This window comes from Collimonas pratensis (assembly GCF_001584185.1).
Lineage (GTDB): Bacteria > Pseudomonadota > Gammaproteobacteria > Burkholderiales > Burkholderiaceae_D > Collimonas > Collimonas pratensis.
This window is the reverse complement of the sequence record NZ_CP013234.1, coordinates 4,076,924-4,094,381: the sequence shown is the minus strand read 5'-3', so window position 1 is coordinate 4,094,381 and position 17,458 is coordinate 4,076,924. Positions and strand designations below refer to the sequence as shown.

Here is a 17,458-nt window from a genome sequence, read left to right as displayed (position 1 = left end):
CAGGAGAGTGAGTTGAGGAAAAGAAACGAGATGCTGCCGCTGCGCCGCAAGCAGCTGATCCAGGCGACGCTGGAAGTGATCGACCGGGTTGGCCTGGCAGACGCCACGATTGCCCTGATCGCCCGGCAGGCGGGCTTGTCGACCGGCATCATCAGCCACTATTTCGGCGATAAAAGCGGTTTGCTGGAAGCTACCATGCGCCAGATCCTGCACGACCTGAGCGCGGATACCCGGCGCCGCCGCGACGAACTAGGCGAAGCCGGCGCCGCAGCCCACCTGCGCGCCATCGTCGACGCCAATTTCAACGACAGCCAGGTCAGCGGCCCGGTCATGAAAACCTGGCTGGCGTTCTGGTCTTCCAGCATGCACCAGGAATCGCTGCGCAGATTGCAGCATGTGAATGACCAGCGCCTGCGTTCCAACCTGTGCTGCCAGTTCCTGCGTGAACTGCCGCTGGCGCAAGCACGCCAGGCCGCGCGCGGACTGGCCGCCATGATTGATGGCTTATGGCTGCGCGGCTCCCTCGCCGGCACGGCTTTCGATGCCGATGCGGCTCGCCGGCTGGCTTACGAATACCTGGATTACCAACTAGCAAAGAATACCGGCCTAAAAGACGCGCCTGATCTTTGACCTATCTGACAGCAACCCATTGAGGAGAATTTGCATGCCTGTTTTCAAGCAACAACAACTTTATATCGGCGGCCGCCGTGTCGACGCCAGCGGCAGCGATACCTTCCAGACCGTCAATCCCGCCAACGGCGAAGTGCTGGCGGAAGTCCAGTGCGCCACCAAGGAAGACGTCGACCGCGCCGTTGCCAGCGCTAAGCAGGGCCAGCGCATCTGGGCCGCGCAAACCGCGATGCAGCGCTCGCGCATACTGCGCCGTGCGGTAGCCATCCTGCGTGAGCGCAATGACGAACTGGCTGAGCTGGAAACCCTGGACACCGGTAAGGCTTTGTCGGAAACACGCGCAGTCGACATCGTTACCGGCGCCGACGTCCTCGAATACTACGCCGGCCTGGTGCCGTCGATTGAAGGCACGCAAATCCCGCTGCGCGAAAGTTCATTCGTCTATACCCGTCGGGAACCGCTGGGCGTGGTGGCCGGCATCGGCGCCTGGAATTATCCGATCCAGATCGCCTTGTGGAAATCGGCGCCGGCGCTGGCGGCAGGCAATGCCATGATTTTCAAGCCGAGCGAAGTGACGCCGCTGAGCACGCTCAAGCTGGCTGAAATTTATACCGAAGCGGGCCTGCCTGACGGTGTCTTCAACGTCCTCACCGGCGGCGGCCGGGAAGTCGGCACCTGGCTGACAGAGCATGCCGGCATCGAAAAAATCTCTTTCACCGGCGGTACTGCTACCGGCAAGACAGTGATGGCGAGTGCCTCCGGTTCGACCTTGAAGGAAGTGACCATGGAGCTGGGCGGCAAGTCGCCGCTGATCGTGTTTGCCGATGCCGACCTGGAGCGCGCCGCCGACGTTGCCGTCATGGCCAATTTCTACAGCGCCGGCCAGGTCTGCACTAACGGCACGCGGGTCTTCGTGCACAGCACGATCAAGCAGGCATTTGAAGCCAAGGTACTGGAGCGGGTGGCGCGCATCCGCCTCGGCATGCCGCTCGACATGCAGACCAACTTCGGCCCGCTGGTCAGTTTCGCGCGCATGGACAGCGTGCTGTCTTATATCGAATCCGGCGTCGCCCAGGGCGCACGCCTGCTGGCCGGCGGCAAGCGCGAAGTCAACGGCGCCTTTGCCCAGGGCGCGTTCGTGCAGCCGACCGTGTTCACCGACTGCCGCGACGACATGAAGATCGTGCGCGAAGAAATCTTCGGCCCGGTCATGTGCATCCTCGGCTTCGAAGAAGAAGATGAAGTGATCCGCCGCGCCAACGATACCGAATACGGCCTGGCGGCCGGCCTGATGACAGAAAACCTGAGCCGCGCGCATCGCGTCATCCATCAGCTGGAAGCCGGCATCTGCTGGATCAATACCTGGGGCGAATCGGCGGCGGAAATGCCGGTCGGCGGCTACAAGCAATCCGGCGTCGGCCGCGAAAACGGCCTGACCACGCTGGAACACTACACCCGCATCAAATCGATCCAGGTGGAGCTGGGCGCTTATAGCTCGGTATTTTAAAACCGTCGCGTCTTATCACGATACCCGCACCCTGCCGCGCAAGCGGCAGCGGCAAGCAAGGAGCATCATGCAACAAGCAAAAGAATACGACTACATCATCATCGGCGCCGGTTCGGCCGGCAATGTACTGGCGACCCGCCTGACGGAAGACGCCGACACCACCGTGCTGCTGCTGGAAGCAGGCGGCCCCGATTACCGCTTCGATTTCCGCACCCAGATGCCTGCGGCGCTGGCGTTTCCGCTGCAAGGGCGGCGTTATAACTGGGCTTATGAAACCGATCCCGAACCGCACATGAACGGCCGCCGCATGGAGTGCGGCCGCGGCAAGGGACTGGGCGGGTCGTCGCTGATCAACGGCATGTGCTATATCCGCGGCAATGCGCTCGATTACGATCACTGGGCCAAGCGCGAGGGCCTGGAAAACTGGTCTTACCTGGATTGCCTGCCTTACTTCAAGAAGGCCGAAACGCGCGATATCGGCGGCAACGATTATCACGGCGGCGACGGTCCGGTCAGCGTTACCACGCCGAAGAGCGGCAACAACGTCCTTTATCATGCGATGGTGGAAGCCGGCGTGCAGGCAGGTTATCCGCGCACCGACGATCTCAACGGCTATCAGCAGGAAGGCTTCGGCCCGATGGACCGCACCACGACGCCGAATGGACGGCGCGCCAGCACCGCGCGCGGCTACCTGGACCAGGCGCGGGCGCGGCCCAACCTGACCATCGTCACGCACGCCTTGACCGACCGCATCCTGTTCGCCGGCAAACGCGCCGTCGGCGTCGCCTGGCTGCACAACGAACAGCCGCAAACGGCGCAGGCGCGGCGCGAAGTGTTGCTGTGCTCAGGTGCGATCGCCTCGCCGCAGATCCTGCAGCGCTCGGGCGTCGGTCCGGCCGCGCTGCTGCGCCAGCATGACATTCCACTGGTGCTGGATTTGCCCGGCGTCGGCGCCAACCTGCAAGATCACCTGGAAATCTATCAGCAGTACGAATGCAAGCAGCCGGTATCGCTGGCGCCTGCGCTCAAGCCGTGGAACCAGCCGCAGATCGGCGCCGAGTGGCTGCTGATGGGAACCGGCGTCGGCGCCAGCAACCAGTTCGAAGCCGGCGGCTTCATCCGCAGCGACGACAGCTTCGAGTGGCCGAACATCCAGTATCATTTCCTGCCGGTAGCGATCAATTACAACGGCAGCAATCCGATCAAGGTGCACAGCTTCCAGGCACACATGGGTTCGATGCGTTCGCCTAGCCGCGGCCGTGTCCATCTACGCTCGAAAGATCCGCGCCAGCATCCGAGCATCCTGTTCAATTACATGTCGACCGAGCAGGACTGGCAGGAATTCCGCAATGGCATCCGCATCACGCGCGAGATCATTGCTCAGCAAGCTTTGTCCGCCTATGCCGGCCGCGAAATTTCTCCGGGTGTGCAAGTGCAGAGCGATGCCGAACTGGACGCCTTCGTGCGCCAGCATGCGGAAACCGCTTTCCATCCTTCGTGCTCCAACGCCATGGGCTACGACGAGATGGCGGTGGTGGATAACCAGGGACGGGTGCATGGCCTGGACGGTCTGCGGGTAGTGGATGCTTCCATCATGCCGCTGATCACCACTGGCAACCTGAATGCGCCGACCATCATGATCGCCGAGAAAATCGCCGATCAGATCCGTGGCCGCGATCCCTTGCCGCGGGTTGAAGTACCGTATTACGTCGCTGGCAGTAATCCCGCCAGGAAGTAAGCGGCACGCTCGTTTTTTTTCCGGCGCGATGTTTGGCCGGAGCAAGGCCATAAAACTGCAACCTGGTTTTCGTCGCGCTCAACACGCTAAGCTAACTGGGGGGCAGAGTGGACTTTCTGCGCGTTTTTTTCAGAAACTCCGCTCTGCCCCCAGTTAGCGGGCCACGGAGCACATGCCTCTGTCCATTTTCTGTGACGATGTCATGGATCATGAAACTCTCTGTAACTTGCCCACGCTGCATGCCTGCAGCTCAATGTTTCTGCAGCACGCCAATCACCAGGGTAGCCGCTGCATAAGCAATCCCCAGCAAGCAAACCGCAGTCCAGCCGCCATTCACCCAAGCCAGCGCCGCGCTGGCAGCGCCAAGCGCGCCGCCGACGAAAAAAATTCCGACAAACAAGCCATTCAATCTGCCGCGCGCGTCCGGCTGCAGCAGGTTGATGGCGCGCCGGCCCAGGGTCTGGTCGGTGGTGACGCCGGCGTCGAGGCCGATTGCTGCCAGCACCAGCATGGCGATCGCCAGCAAGGGATGTGCGGCCGCTATAAAGCCGCCCCAGCCAGAGCCGGCGATCCCGGCCAGCAGCAAAGCTGCGATCATCGTCAGGTGTGCGGCATGACCGGCAGGGCGGGTCCAGCCGCGGTCGCCGAGGCGGCCGGCAAGCGGTGCGGCGATGGCGCCGGCGGCCCCGGCCAGTGCAAACAGGGCGATGTGGCGCTGGTCCAGGCTGAAGGGCGGCTGCGTCAGCAGCAGGGCGACGGCGGTCCAGAACAGGCTGAAGGTGGCCATCGCCAGCGCCGCGGTCAGGGCCCTGCGGCGCAGCACCGGCTGGCTCAGCAGCAAATGCCACAGTGATTTGATCAAGGCCAGGTAAGACAGGTTGGCTACCGGTTGCCGTCTCGGCAGCGTGCGGCTCAGGGTAGTCGCTACCAGCGCCACCAATAGCGCCAATATCAGGTACAGCAAGCGCCAGCCACCGAGATCCACCAGCAGGCTGGCCAGTGGCCGCGACAGCAGGATACCCAGCATCAGGCCGCTCATCACATTGCCGACCACACGGCCGCGATGCGCTTCGGGCGCCATCAGAGCGGCTAGCGGCACCATGATCTGGATCGCGCTGGAGGCGCTGCCGGCCAGGAAGATCGCCAGCAGGAACAGCCAGCCGGAAGTCGATACCGTGGCCGCCGCCAGCGCCAGCGCACAGCAAGCCAGCAGGCATACGATTAGCCGGCGGTTTTCCAGCAGGTCGGCCAGCGGCACCAGTAGGATCAGGCCGGCGGCGTAGCCCAGCTGCGGCAGCATGGCGACCATGCCGCTCAGGCGCACATCCAGTCCGAGCGCCGCTGCAATCGGGGCAATCAGGGTCTGGGTGGCAAACAGGTTGATCACGGTGATGCCGACCGCGGCGGCAAACAATAATTGCAGCGCGGCGGAGATGCCGCTATCGCTTATCGGCAGGACAATTGGACGTGTGGCCGGATAGGCTGTGTTAGGTGGCAAGGGTGCATTCATGGCATTTTTCACGTGGCATGGCTCGCAGCGGGGCGGCGGAGTCCGCTTCCTGGCAAGCATTTTTCGATGGGATGATTGTGCATCGCCTATCTTTATGCTACAAGTGAATTATTGTCATAACTATTATGCGAGTTTGTTGTGAATACCCATGACATCGAAGCATTCGTGGCGGTGGTCGAAACCGGTTCGATCATTGCCGCCGCCGCCCGCCTGCACCTGACCCAGCCAGGCATCAGCCGGCGCGTCCAAAGCCTGGAAGAACGCCTGGGAGTGGCGCTACTGGAACGGCAGTCGAAGCCGCTCAAGCCGACTGCCGCCGGCAAGGAAGTCTACGAGCGCGGCCGGCGCGTGCTGGGTTCGGTGGCCGACCTGCTGGCCGGCGTGGAACCAGGCTCGCAAGCGAGCGGCGAATTCCGCCTCGGGGTGGCGCCGTTCCTGGCGGAGCTGGCGCTGACGCATCCGATCGACTGTCTGCGCAGCGAGTTCACCAAGCTGACTTTACGCATCACCACCGGCTGGTCGCCCGCCTTGCTGACGCTGCTGGAAAGCAATGCGATCGACGCGGCAGCCGTGGTGCTGCCCGACGACGTCATGCCGCCGAACACACTGACTGCCCATCTGCTGGGACATCAAATGCCCTTGATCGTCGCCAGCCAGGCATCCTCATTGTGTAGCAAGGGCAGCGTGTCATTGGCGCAGCTGGCGGCGCACTCCTGGGTGATGAACCAGGATGGCTGCGGCATACGCCGTTCGATCCGGCATGCGCTGGATGCGGCGCGTTTGCCGATCGATGTGGCGGTGGAAACCTTCGGTACCGAGTTGCAGCTTTCGCTGGTGGCGCGTGGCGTCGGCATTGGCATGATCATGCCTGGAGCCTGGGCGCGCAGTGCTTTCCGCGATCAGTTGAAAGTGCTGGATGTGCCTGAGTTCAAGGGCGGCGTGAACACCTGGCTGGTGCATGCCAGGGCGCCAGGCCGGCTGGCGGCGCCGCTCGAACGCTTGCGCTGCGACATGAGTGCAATGCTGGAGGAAGAACTGCATCAGCTGCCCTGAGCTGTGCTGAAAGCTGCGCGCCATGAAAAAAGCGACCCGTCCAGGTCGCTTTTTTCATGGCCAGAAAATCCTGTTTGAAGCGGATCAGTAAGCGCCCATGAAATCGCGCTTGCCGATTTCCACGCCGTTGTGGCGCAGGATGTCATAGGCGGTGGTGACGTGGAAGAAGAATTGCGGCAAGCCATAGCCCAGCAGGTAAGTCTGGCCGTTCAGTTTCTTTTCTTTCGGCGTGCCGGGGCGCAAGACGATTTCCAGCGCTTCGCTGGCGTCGATTTTCTCGGCCGACAAGCCGTCGATGAATGCCAGTGTCTTCTGGATGCGGGCATGCAGGTCGGCGAAGCTTTGCTCATTGTCTTCATAGGAAGGGACTTCAGCGCCAGCCAGGCGTGCCGGCACGCTCTTGGCGAAGTCGGCGGCGATCTGCACCTGCCGCACTAGCGGGAACATGTCCGGGAACAGGCGTGCCTGCAGCAGCGCGTTCGGATCGATCTTCTTTTCGGTGGCGTGCGCTTCGGCTTTTGCCAGGACGTCGCTGAGGGCGTTCAGCAATTGCTTGAAGACGGGAATGGAAGTGCTGTACATGGAGATGCTCATGGATATTCCTTGGTTGGTGGTCGCACGATGCGGGAGGAAAGGTGCATGATTATAGTGCTTGCCTGCCGAGTCCGCTGAGCGCGGCGGAATTGCCTAAAGACCAAGCAGTTTACGTTTGGTGGCGACCCATTCGGCGCGCGAAATCAGTCCCTGCTTGTATTGCTCCGCTATCCGGTCCAGCTGGTCGAAATCGACCGGCGGACGTCCTGCGGGGAGTCCCGGCGCGGCAACCGCGGGTGCTGCGATTGCCGGTGAGGCGATGACAGGTGTAGTGATTACCGATGCAGCGATGGCCGGTTCAAGCGTTGCTGATTCAGCGCTTGCGGGTTCGGAAATTTCAGGTCCAGGAACAGCTGGTTCGGCGATGACAAGTTCTGGGATCGCGGTTTCAGGAAGCGCCGGTGCGGGCAACAGCAGCATGGGCGCAGGCTGGCCGGCCGCGATCTTTTTTTCAATCGCGCTCTTGAGCAGCGTGAAACGGGAAAGTTGCCGGCTGCTAAACAATATCGTGTTGGCATCGCTGGCGGCGCGGATCAGGCTGGCGTCGACCGCCTCGCCGTTGACCAGAAAAAAGCGGATATAGCCGTTGCTGAGGAGGTTCGGCAGCTGGATGCGGACTCCGCTCAGCTCAGTCAGCAGAATATCCTTGCCGCCATTGCGGGCCTGCGTCAGGCGGGCCATGGCGCCCGCGCGCTTGATCTGGATCCGGTCACTGAGTAGCGTTACCTGGCCGTTAACGCCCCGTACTTGCATCTCTACCTGTATAACCGCTAGCCCCACGTCTGCTTACCCTGTATTTAGGCCCCGTTAGGAAATAACTTGAACATTTGGGTGGCCGTAGCTGGCGCGCTGCTGCCGCTGTTACGTTCGCCACCACTTGCAGTGCTCGCACTGCGGCGCGACGGGCGCTTGCATCGCATCCAGCTACGGCCACCCAAATGCCCAACTTATTCCCTAACGGGACCTTACTATCTATTTGGCGTCATCTCAGCACATAACGCTGATACTTATAGTCAGTTAATGTAACACCGGCCGCAAAATGAATAAAGACGCCAGACCGAATTTACGGTGTAGCGTCTTTGTTTGTTTCTACGTGGAAATTTCTGGCTGGCTTTTACTTGCTCCAGCCGTCTTTCAGGGTCACCGTGCGGTTGAATACCGGCTTGCCGGGCTGCGAATCGATGCGGTCGGCGATGAAATAGCCATGCCGTTCAAACTGGTAGCGGTCTTCCGGCTTGGCATCCTTCAGGCCTGGTTCGAGGTAGGCGGTGATCACTTCCTTGGCATTCGGATTGAGGGCGGCCTTGAAGTCCTTGCCGCCGGCATCCGGATGCGGATCGGTGAACAGGCGGTCGTACAGCCGCACCTCGGCTTCCAGCGCATGGGCCACGCTGATCCAGTGGATATTGCCCTTGACCTTGTAGTTGGCGCTGCCTTCGGTGCCGCTTTTGCTGTCGGGGAAATAGGTGCAATGCACGGCCGTAACCTTGCCGTCGGCGTCTTTATCGAAGCCGGTGCACTCAACCACGAAACCGTGGCGCAGGCGGACCCGGCTGCCCGGCTTGTCGGCGGTCGGCGGGAACAGGCGGAAATAGCCTTTGACCGGCGTTTCCATGAAATCTTCCTGCTCGATCCACAGCGTGTTGCTGATAGGGAAATGACGCAGCGCGGTAGCGTGTTCCGGATGCGCAGGCGGATAGACCGGCGCATGGCAAGCCACGGTTTCGCCTGCCGGGAAATTGTCGATGATCAGCTTCAGCGGCCGCAGCACTGCCGAGGCGCGCGGCGCCTTCGGGTCGAGGTCTTCACGCAACGCGCCTTCCAGCGAGCTCATGTCGATCCAGCCGTCCGATTTAGTGACGCCTGTGCGGTCGCAAAACAGTTGTATCGATTCCGGCGTAAAACCACGGCGGCGGATGCCGACCAGGGTAGGCATGCGCGGATCGTCCCAGCCGTCGACGATGCCTTCGTCCACCAGCTGGCGCAGCTTGCGCTTGCTGGTGATCACGTAGGTGACGTTGAGGCGCGAGAATTCGTACTGGTGCGGCACCGGTTTTTGCAGGAAGCCGGCGTTGCCCAGGTGTTCCAGGATCCAGTCGTAGAACGGCCGGTGATCCTGGAATTCCAGGGTGCAGACCGAGTGCGAGATGTTTTCCAGCGCATCGGAAATCGGGTGCGTGTAGTCGTACATCGGATAGATGCACCACTTGTCGCCGGTACGGTGATGGTGAGCGTGGCGGATGCGGTAGATGGCCGGGTCGCGCAGGTTCATGTTGGGCGACGCCATGTCGATCTTGGCGCGCACGATGTGCTCGCCATCCTTGAATTCGCCCGCTTTCATGCGGCGGAACAAATCCAGCGACTCGGCCGCAGAGCGGTTGCGGAATGGCGAATCCTTGCCTACTTCGCCGAAATTGCCGCGGTTGGCCGCCATTTCTTCAGCGCTCTGGCTGTCGACATAGGCAAGGTCTGCAGTGATCAGGTATTCCGCCATCTCGTACAGCTTATCGAAATAGTTGCTGGCGAAATAAAGATGCTCGCCCGTGCTGTCTTTCCAGTCAAAGCCGAGCCAGCGCACGCTGTCGATGATGGTGTCGACGTATTCCTGCTCTTCTTTTTCGGGATTGGTGTCGTCGAAGCGCAGATGGCAACGGCCGGCGTAATCGCGCGCCAGGCCGAAGTTGACGCAGATCGACTTGGCGTGACCGATATGCAGGTAGCCGTTAGGCTCCGGCGGAAAACGCGTGACCACTTGCGGCAATGGCTGACCCTGGCTGTCCTGGCGGCCGGCATAGGCGCCAGCCGTCAAATCGGTTTCGATGATGCCGCGCAAGAAATTGGACGAGGCTGGTGCAGGTGGGGTGTGGCCGTTGGTGTGGTCTGTGCTCATGGAGGATCTATTTATACGCTTTGCAGAATGAGGTGATGACTCATTTTACCGTAGCGTGGCGCTTTGCAGGCACCGTACTAGGGATTTTGTTGCACTGCGATCAGGGCAGCGGTAAAAGGATGGCGCCGGATGCTGTTTTATTGACAAAAATGACATTCATGCCGGGGTCCGCCGCGCGCCCCTTACATCTGCTTGAAAAGATGGGCGAACACCCGGCTGACCGTCAGGCTTTCGCTGCGGCCGCGCAGCTTCAGCGACAACTTGCCGCTTTCGTCGCGTATCGCCATCTGGATGCACTGGAGGTTGACGATGGTGCCGCGGTGCACCTGCCAGAACTGGCGGCTGTCGATCTGCGGCAGCAATTCCTTGAGGCTGGTGCGGATCAGTGATTCGCTGTCGGCGGTGACGACGTTGATGTACTTGTCGCTGGCCTCGAAATAGATCACGTCGTTGATGGGGATCATGCGGATCTGGTTGCCGACCGCGGCGCGTATCATGGTTAGCGGCTCGGCGCTGCTGCGCGGTTGCATGTTGTGCAACTGGCCGATCAAGCGCTCGAGCGCGGCATCACCGTCGCTGTTTTGCTGCAGACGTTGCTGCAGGCGCTCCTGCAGGCGGACTATGGTCTTGCCCAGGCGCGCATCGCTGATCGGCTTCAGCACGTAATCGGCGGCGGCATGTTCGAAGGCGGAGATCGCATATTCGTCGTAGGCGGTGACAAACACGATCAGCGGAAACGCTTCGTTTTCCGGCCATTCCTCGGCCAGTTCCTGGGCTGCTTCCAGGCCACTCTTGCCGGGCATCTTGATATCCAGGAACAGGATGTCGGGCCGTTGCTTCAGGGTTTGCTCGACTACCGCCAGGCCGTTGTCGACGCTGGCGATGATCTGCAATTCCGGCCACAGGCGCTGCAAGGCTTGCAGCAGGGCGGCTGCCAGGATCGGTTCGTCTTCGGCTATCAGGGCGCGCAGATTGGATGGTGAAGTCATGAGAGGATAGGGAGTTGGAGTTGGGCGATGACGCCATGCGGCAGATTGGGTTTGACGCTCAGGCTGGCGCGAGAACCGTATAGCGCCTGCAGCCGTTCGCGGATATTGCTGAGGCCGATATGGCTGCCTTGGCTGGCGGGCGTTTGCTGCGCGATGTCGGCAAAACCCGTTGCCAGCCCGAGGCCGGTGTCGCTGACGTCGAGCAGCAGCAGCTGGCCGTGGCGGCTGGCGCTGACTTCGATGCGGCCGCCTTCGATCTTCGGCTCCAGGCCATGCTTGATAGCGTTTTCCACCAATGGCTGCAGCAGCATCGGTGCAATTACGGTATCGCGCAAGGCGGCCGGCAGTTGCAGATCGAAGCTGAGGCGGCTGCCCATGCGCAGCGACATCAGCTCCAGGTAGGCTTCCATCAGACTGAATTCCTGCGCCAGCGTAGTTTGTTCGATGCGCGAGGAGGACAGCGAAGCGCGCAGGAACTGGATCAGCTGGTCCAGCATCTGCTGCGCCCGCGGTGCATCCAGCGCAATCAGGCTTTGCAAGGTGGCCAGCGTATTGAACAGCATATGCGGCTCAATCTGCGCCTGCAGCATCTGCAGCTGCGCCTGCAAGGCTTGCTTTTCGACGGCGACGGCGCGCGCCCGTTCAGTGGCCGCCTGGTTGCGCAGTTCCGCCAGCGTGCTGAGGTTCCAGAAAAACAGGGTGGCGCCGACGCAGACCGAGACGGTCAGGATAACCAGGCCGAGGCCGCTTACGTTCATATACATGGAGAGAAAATTATCTGTAGGGAGTCCGAGCAGCAGGTCGGCCAGGCGGATGCCGATAAACTGGGCGATGCCTGCCGCCACCAATATGTACGCGAGGAAATGCGCTTTGGGCGGCGTAGCGTTGCGCCAGACCAGTGAGCGGCCGGCCTCTATCAGCACCATTGCCGTCAGGCCGATGCACAGCGAAAACACCAGGTTAGGCAGGAACTGGTCGCTGATGCGCATCACGTAAGTCACGATCACGGCGCACATGACGTCGATGCCGAGATTGAAATACAGGGTGCGCAGCAGACGTCGGGCCAGCGGTTCGGCGGTGGGCGGCAATGCTGTCTGTGGAGCTGGTTTCATGTCGGCGGTGTGCGTTTATGTTTTTCTAGTTCTCGTTCTATCATGCGTTGCTTCCACTGCGCGCCTGGGTCCTTGAGGAATACGGCAACGCCGTGAAACAGCAACCCGATGCCCCAGCCCAGGATCGGTCCCAGCGCCCAGGGGTGACCGGGATTATGCAAGAAATTCAGCAGCAACAGGCCACTGTTTACAATCAAATACGCTGCCAGGTGCAGGTAAAAGCCGATTTTCCGTTCGACCTGGCGGCGGGCGTCCTGCAAGCTTGGATTGGCATCATTCATGGCAGTTCTCGCTGGAGTGGGAATGAGGCTATTCTGAGCCCGCTCTTGATCGCCCAAAAGCGGAATGCGACGAAAGCGGGATTGCATGGCGCGAATCGCCGCCGGCAGTCGCCGATTGCCAAAATACGTAAATCCAATAAGAATGAGAGTAATCACGACCGGCTGGCAGCAGAAAATGCCTGTAAAACACGCCTGTCATTCTTGTTTATTCGATAGAAAGAGACGATTCATGTGGCCTTACCCTAAAATAGTCGCGCATCGTGGCGGCGGTACGCTGGCGCCGGAAAACACCATTGCGGCCATGCGCTGCGGTCTGGAGCATGGTTACCATGCGGTCGAGTTCGACGTCATGCTGTCGCGCGACGGCGTGCCAATCCTGATGCACGATCCGGTATTCGGCCGCACCGTGCGCGGCGTCGGCAAGGTTGCCGATTTCAATGCCGACCAGTTGACCGCGATGGACGCCGGCAGCTGGCTGGGGCCGCAGTTTGCTGGCGAGCGCATCTGCACTTATCGCCAGGTGCTGGATTTTTGCCGCCAGAACGGGATCTGGATGAATGTCGAAATCAAGCCGGCGGAAGGCTTTGAAATAGAAACCGGGCGCGTGGTGGCGCAAGTTACCGAGGAAGTCTTCGAGGCCGAACTGGCGGCCCACGTGGCGGCTGACCAAGGCACCTGGCCGGATCCGGCCTTGCCCTTGTTTTCTTCGTTTTCCTTTGATGCGCTACGCGCGGCCCAGGTCGCGGCGCCGGACATTCCGCGTGGTTTCCTGAGCGATGCCATCGAGGACGACTGGCAGCAGCGGCTGGAAGAACTGGATGCGGTGGCCCTGCATACCAATCACAAATACCTGTCGCCGATGCAGGCGCAGGCGGTCAAGCAGGCTGGCTACGGCTTGTTTTGCTATACCGTGAATACGCCGGCGCGGGCGACCGAGATACTGGGCTGGGGCGTGGACGGTTTCTGTACCGACCGCATCGATCTGATCGCGGCCGATTTTGCGTAGGGTGGGCACATCGTGCCCACGCGTGCAATCATTTTGCGCATATGCCTGGTTCCGTGCCGCGGATCGGTACTCCGGTTATCGCGGTCACGCGTGGGCACAAAGGCGTGCCCACCCTACAGGGCTTTACGATTCGTTACATGGCTTACAAGTCCTTTGTCGGCGTACGGTGGCGGTCAGCGTTTAAGGTCTCATGAGCAAGCTGCTCATCCGGCCAGACAGCCTGGCCGAACAACCAGCCGCACCGAAAGGACCACCATGAAAACCACAAAATCGATTTCTTTCCTGCTGACCGCGCTCGTGGCCACCTTGCTGGCAGCGCCGGTCTTTGCCCAGAGCGCCGCCAGCGAAACCCAGCGCGACGTCAACCAGCAGAACCGGATTGAAAGCGGCCTGCAGTCCGGCCAACTGACTACCCGCGAAGCCGGCCAGCTGGAACATCAGGAAGCCAAGGTCGATCGTACCGAAGCCAATGCGCTCAAGAACGGCAATCTGAGCCCGGCAGAAAAAGCCCGGATCCAGGGAATGCAGAACAAGGTCAGCCAGGATATCAGCGCCGACAAGCATAACGGCGCGGTCGGCAATCCGAACTCGGTCTCCAGTCAGCGCATGCAGGCCAACGTCCAGCGCAACGCCAACCAGGAACAACGCATCGAGAACGGCATCAAGTCCGGCGGACTGGACAAGCGCCAGGTCGGTCAGTTGCAGCGCGGCGAGGCGCATGTCGATCACAGCGAAGCGCGTGCCGCCCGTAACGGTCATGTCAACGCAAATGAACAGGCCCGCGTTAATCGAGTGCAGAACCGAGTTTCAAGCCGTATTCATCGTGACAAGACGAATGGCTGATCATGTGTTATCTTTAGTGCAACACATTTGTGTATTTTTACCTCACTGAAAAGGATTTCCAAATGAAGATCAATAAATTGCTGGCTGCCGTAGTCGTCGCTGCTTTCGCTCTGCCAGTCATGGCGCAAACCGCTGCTCCAGCCCCGGCTCCTGCACCTGCCGCACCGATGGCCGCTCCTGCTGCCGCTGCTCCGGATGCAGCTGCTCCAGCCAAGGCAGTGAAAAAGCACAAAAAGCATCACCACAAGAAAAGCCACGCTATCACAGCAACACCAGTGAACAAAGGCGCTTAATAGCGTGCAGCACGGCTGATACAGGACCGGATTCGAGCCGAATTTGACTGAATTCCTTACCTGATATCATTAAAAGCCCGTCGGGAGCGATCCCGGTGGGCTTTTTTCATGTGCTTCCTGCTGAATCGTGCGGCAGGTATCACGTATAATCGAAGGTTTGCAAAAGTACTTATTTGGCAACGCCGCATGGACCAGGTCCTGGTTCTTCCGCGCTGCTGAATGTCGATTGCTTTTATTCCGTTTCATTTTTTGCCCAAGAACATGAACTCAGCCGAAATCCGCGAAAAGTTTCTCAAATTCTTTGAATCCAAGGGGCACACCATCGTGCGCTCCTCCAGCCTGGTGCCCGGTAACGATCCGACCCTGCTGTTTACAAACTCCGGCATGGTGCAGTTCAAGGACGTGTTCCTGGGCACCGAAAAGCGCAACTACGTGCGCGCCACCTCGGTGCAGCGCTGCCTGCGCGCCGGCGGCAAGCACAACGACCTGGAAAACGTCGGCTATACCGCGCGCCACCATACTTTTTTCGAAATGCTGGGCAACTGGTCGTTCGGCGACTATTTCAAGCATGATTCGCTGGTCTGGGCCTGGGAGCTGTTGACCAAGGTGTACGGCCTGTCGGCCGACAAATTGTGGGCCACGGTGTATGAAACCGACGACGAAGCCTACGATATCTGGCACAAGGTGATCGGCCTGCCGAAAGAGCGCATCGTGCGCATCGGCGACAACAAGGGCGCGCCTTACGCTTCCGACAATTTCTGGCAGATGGCCGACACCGGTCCGTGCGGCCCTTGTTCCGAAATTTTCTACGACCACGGTCCTGACGTCTGGGGCGGTCCTCCGGGCAGCCCGGAGCAGGACGGCGACCGCTACATCGAAATCTGGAACAACGTGTTCATGCAGTTCGACCGCCAGATCGATCCGAAAACCGGCGTCGCCACCCTGACCCCGCTGCCGAAGCAATGCGTCGACACCGGCATGGGCCTGGAGCGCCTGGCTGCGGTGCTGCAGCATGTGCACAGCAACTATGAAATCGACCTGTTCCAGCGCCTGATCAAGGCTGCTGCGCGCGAAACCAATATCAGCGACCTGGAAAACAATTCGCTGAAAGTGATCGCCGACCACATCCGCGCCTGTTCCTTCCTGGTGGTCGACGGCGTGATTCCCGGCAATGAAGGTCGCGGCTACGTGCTGCGCCGTATCATCCGCCGTGCGCTGCGGCATGGCCACAAGCTGGGCCAGACCAAGCCGTTCTTCTACAAGCTGGTCAAGGACCTGGTGCTGGAGATGGGCGCTGCCTATCCCGAGTTGCCGGCGGCTGCCGAGCGCGTCGAACAGATCCTGAAGCAGGAAGAAGAGCGCTTCGGCGAAACCCTGGAACACGGCATGAAGATCCTGGAAGCCGAGCTGCTCAAGAATCCGAAAAAGCTGAGCGGCGCCACCGCATTTACGCTGTATGACACGTTTGGCTTCCCGCTGGACCTGACGGCGGATATCTGCCGTGAACGCGAAATCGAACTGGACGAAGCCGGTTTTGCGGCAGCCATGGAGCGCCAGAAAACGGCAGCACGCGAAGGCGGCAAATTCAAAATGACAGCCGCTGTCGAGTACAGCGGCGACAAGACCCGTTTCGTCGGCTATGACGAGCTGGTGCATGAAGCCAAAGTGCTGGCCCTGTATGTGGACGGCAGCGCAGTGCAGAAAATCGAAGCCGGCCAGGACGCCATCGTGGTGCTCGACACCACGCCGTTCTATGCGGAATCGGGCGGCCAGGTAGGCGATTGCGGCGTGCTGGAAGCTGCCGGCGTCTTGTTTGACGTCGCCGATACCTTGAAAATCCAGGCCGAAGTGTTCGGCCATCACGGCAATTTGCGCAGCGGGGCGCTGGCAGTCGGCGACAAAGTCAACGCCAAGGTCGATACCGCAGTGCGCGGCCGCACCATCCGTAATCACTCGGCAACCCACCTGATGCACAAGGCATTGCGTGAAGTGCTGGGCGCGCATGTGGCGCAAAAGGGTTCACTCGTCGATGCCGACAAGACCCGTTTCGACTTCAGCCACAATGCGCCGGTCAGCGCCGACGAAATCCGCCGTATCGAAGAAATCGTCAACCGCGAAATCCTCGCCAACGTCGCTACCGAAGCTAAATTGATGTCGTTCGACGATGCTGTCGGCGCCGGCGCCATGGCCTTGTTCGGCGAGAAATACGGCGATGAGGTGCGGGTGCTGTCTATCGGGACTTCGCGCGAATTGTGCGGCGGCACGCATGTCAGCCGCACTGGCGATATCGGCTTGTTCAAGATCGTCGGCGAAGGCGGCGTCGCCGCTGGCATCCGCCGCATCGAAGCGGTGACCGGCGAAGCCGGCCTGGCGCTGGTGCAGAGCTTGAGCAACCGCGTCAACGAAGCTGCCGCTGCATTGAAAGCGCAACCGGAAGAGCTGACCCAGCGTATCGCGCAGGTGCAGGATCACGTCAAGGCGCTGGAAAAAGAACTGGCCGGCCTGAAATCGAAACTGGCGGCCAACCAGGGCGACGAGCTGCTGACGCAAGCGGTCGACGTCAACGGCATCAAGGTGCTGGCGGCGACACTGGAAGGCGCCGACAGCGCCACCTTGCGCGAGACCATGGACAAGCTGAAAGACAAGCTGAAAACCGCGGCCATCGTGCTGGCAGCGGTCAAGGACGGCAAGGTCAGCCTGATCGCCGGCGTCACTGCCGATGCTACCGCCAAGGTCAAGGCCGGCGAGCTGGTCAACTTTGTCGCCCAGCAGGTTGGTGGCAAGGGCGGCGGCCGTCCCGACATGGCGCAAGCCGGCGGCACCGACCCGAGCGGCCTGGCGGCTGCCTTGCAAGGCGTCGCGGCCTGGGTTGGCGAACGGGCGTAATATTTATTTTGATAAAAGGTATTTTTTGCACGCCCTGTGAGTTGGTTTGCTCTGCAATTTAACCGTTTTTTTCTAGTCAGTTGGGGACAGAGTAATTCGCCACGCTACGGTGGCTCTTAAACTCTG

The 17,458-nt window shown here is 60.6% G+C and carries 15 protein-coding genes; 8 read left to right on the top strand and 7 right to left on the bottom strand.

Going from position 1 to position 17,458, the window contains the following annotated elements:
- The first annotated feature begins 30 nt into the window (after window positions 1-30).
- The 3 genes from betI to betA all read left to right on the top strand — a co-directional run bounded on the left by betI (window position 31) and on the right by betA (window position 3,875).
- A complete protein-coding gene (betI, locus tag CPter91_RS18180) occupies window positions 31-630 on the top strand; it encodes a transcriptional regulator BetI (RefSeq protein ID WP_061942643.1) in 600 nt (199 codons plus the stop codon).
- A gap of 34 nt (window positions 631-664) precedes the next feature.
- Window positions 665-2,137 (top strand): betaine-aldehyde dehydrogenase, encoded by a 1,473-nt coding sequence (gene betB, locus CPter91_RS18175; RefSeq protein WP_061942641.1) that lies wholly within the window; start codon window positions 665-667, stop codon window positions 2,135-2,137.
- Window positions 2,138-2,204: 67 nt separating this feature from the next.
- Complete coding sequence (gene betA, locus CPter91_RS18170; protein ID WP_061942640.1) at window positions 2,205-3,875, top strand: choline dehydrogenase; 1,671 nt, start codon at window positions 2,205-2,207, stop codon at window positions 3,873-3,875.
- Window positions 3,876-4,125: 250 nt separating this feature from the next.
- Here betA and CPter91_RS18165 read toward each other — a convergent pair whose 3' ends face one another.
- Window positions 4,126-5,385, bottom strand: a complete 1,260-nt coding sequence (locus tag CPter91_RS18165) for an MFS transporter (protein WP_061946386.1) — start codon at window positions 5,383-5,385, stop codon at window positions 4,126-4,128.
- Between the two features lie 138 nt (window positions 5,386-5,523).
- Between CPter91_RS18165 and CPter91_RS18160 the strand changes: the two genes are divergently transcribed.
- Entirely contained in the window at window positions 5,524-6,438 is a 915-nt protein-coding gene (locus CPter91_RS18160) for a LysR family transcriptional regulator (protein WP_061942638.1), read from the top strand.
- A gap of 84 nt (window positions 6,439-6,522) precedes the next feature.
- On the opposite strand, the gene CPter91_RS18155 is transcribed toward CPter91_RS18160, so the two are convergent.
- The 6 genes from CPter91_RS18155 to CPter91_RS18130 all read right to left on the bottom strand — a co-directional run bounded on the left by CPter91_RS18155 (window position 6,523) and on the right by CPter91_RS18130 (window position 12,304).
- Window positions 6,523-7,032 (bottom strand): DUF1993 domain-containing protein, encoded by a 510-nt coding sequence (locus CPter91_RS18155; RefSeq protein WP_061942637.1) that lies wholly within the window; start codon window positions 7,030-7,032, stop codon window positions 6,523-6,525.
- A 93-nt stretch (window positions 7,033-7,125) separates the two neighbouring features.
- Window positions 7,126-7,785, bottom strand: a complete 660-nt coding sequence (locus CPter91_RS18150; protein WP_061942634.1) for a DUF4429 domain-containing protein — start codon at window positions 7,783-7,785, stop codon at window positions 7,126-7,128.
- 361 nt (window positions 7,786-8,146) lie between these two features.
- Window positions 8,147-9,922: a glutamine--tRNA ligase/YqeY domain fusion protein gene (locus tag CPter91_RS18145; RefSeq protein ID WP_061942633.1), complete on the bottom strand. Its 1,776-nt coding sequence runs from the start codon at window positions 9,920-9,922 to the stop codon at window positions 8,147-8,149.
- A 182-nt stretch (window positions 9,923-10,104) separates the two neighbouring features.
- Complete coding sequence (locus CPter91_RS18140) at window positions 10,105-10,911, bottom strand: LytR/AlgR family response regulator transcription factor (RefSeq protein WP_061942630.1); 807 nt, start codon at window positions 10,909-10,911, stop codon at window positions 10,105-10,107.
- Entirely contained in the window at window positions 10,908-12,023 is a 1,116-nt protein-coding gene (locus tag CPter91_RS18135) for a sensor histidine kinase (RefSeq protein ID WP_061942628.1), read from the bottom strand. Before CPter91_RS18135 ends, CPter91_RS18140 begins: the two co-directional genes overlap by 4 nt.
- Complete coding sequence (locus CPter91_RS18130) at window positions 12,020-12,304, bottom strand: 2TM domain-containing protein (RefSeq protein WP_061942626.1); 285 nt, start codon at window positions 12,302-12,304, stop codon at window positions 12,020-12,022. Before CPter91_RS18130 ends, CPter91_RS18135 begins: the two co-directional genes overlap by 4 nt.
- Window positions 12,305-12,533: 229 nt before the next feature.
- On the opposite strand from CPter91_RS18130, the gene ugpQ reads away from it, so the two are divergent.
- The 4 genes from ugpQ (at window position 12,534) to alaS (ending at window position 17,332) form a co-directional block, all read left to right on the top strand.
- On the top strand, window positions 12,534-13,310 hold the full coding sequence (gene ugpQ / locus CPter91_RS18125) for a glycerophosphodiester phosphodiesterase (RefSeq protein WP_061942624.1): 777 nt from the start codon (window positions 12,534-12,536) through the stop codon (window positions 13,308-13,310).
- A 255-nt stretch (window positions 13,311-13,565) separates the two neighbouring features.
- Window positions 13,566-14,153, top strand: a complete 588-nt coding sequence (locus tag CPter91_RS18120; RefSeq protein ID WP_061942622.1) for a hypothetical protein — start codon at window positions 13,566-13,568, stop codon at window positions 14,151-14,153.
- Window positions 14,154-14,182: 29 nt separating this feature from the next.
- Window positions 14,183-14,446 (top strand): hypothetical protein, encoded by a 264-nt coding sequence (locus CPter91_RS18115; protein ID WP_205631612.1) that lies wholly within the window; start codon window positions 14,183-14,185, stop codon window positions 14,444-14,446.
- A 261-nt stretch (window positions 14,447-14,707) separates the two neighbouring features.
- The gene (gene alaS / locus CPter91_RS18110; protein WP_061946385.1) at window positions 14,708-17,332 is read left to right on the top strand and encodes an alanine--tRNA ligase; all 2,625 of its coding nucleotides are present in this window, start codon (window positions 14,708-14,710) and stop codon (window positions 17,330-17,332) included.
- The last annotated feature ends 126 nt before the right edge of the window (window positions 17,333-17,458 follow it).

Excerpts from the sequence above, each read along its gene's own strand:
- betA (WP_061942640.1), top strand. The coding sequence starts at position 2,205 with ATGCAACAAGCAAAAGAATACGACTACATCATCATCGGCGCCGGTTCG.
- betI (WP_061942643.1), top strand. The coding sequence starts at position 31 with ATGCTGCCGCTGCGCCGCAAGCAGCTGATCCAGGCGACGCTGGAAGTG.
- CPter91_RS18145 (WP_061942633.1), bottom strand. The coding sequence starts at position 9,922 with ATGAGCACAGACCACACCAACGGCCACACCCCACCTGCACCAGCCTCG.
- alaS (WP_061946385.1), top strand. The coding sequence starts at position 14,708 with ATGAACTCAGCCGAAATCCGCGAAAAGTTTCTCAAATTCTTTGAATCC.
- CPter91_RS18120 (WP_061942622.1), top strand. The coding sequence starts at position 13,566 with ATGAAAACCACAAAATCGATTTCTTTCCTGCTGACCGCGCTCGTGGCC.
- CPter91_RS18155 (WP_061942637.1), bottom strand. The coding sequence starts at position 7,032 with ATGAGCATCTCCATGTACAGCACTTCCATTCCCGTCTTCAAGCAATTG.
- CPter91_RS18135 (WP_061942628.1), bottom strand. The coding sequence starts at position 12,023 with ATGAAACCAGCTCCACAGACAGCATTGCCGCCCACCGCCGAACCGCTG.
- betB (WP_061942641.1), top strand. The coding sequence starts at position 665 with ATGCCTGTTTTCAAGCAACAACAACTTTATATCGGCGGCCGCCGTGTC.
- ugpQ (WP_061942624.1), top strand. The coding sequence starts at position 12,534 with ATGTGGCCTTACCCTAAAATAGTCGCGCATCGTGGCGGCGGTACGCTG.
- CPter91_RS18150 (WP_061942634.1), bottom strand. The coding sequence starts at position 7,785 with ATGCAAGTACGGGGCGTTAACGGCCAGGTAACGCTACTCAGTGACCGG.
- CPter91_RS18165 (WP_061946386.1), bottom strand. The coding sequence starts at position 5,385 with ATGAATGCACCCTTGCCACCTAACACAGCCTATCCGGCCACACGTCCA.
- CPter91_RS18130 (WP_061942626.1), bottom strand. The coding sequence starts at position 12,304 with ATGAATGATGCCAATCCAAGCTTGCAGGACGCCCGCCGCCAGGTCGAA.
- CPter91_RS18140 (WP_061942630.1), bottom strand. The coding sequence starts at position 10,911 with ATGACTTCACCATCCAATCTGCGCGCCCTGATAGCCGAAGACGAACCG.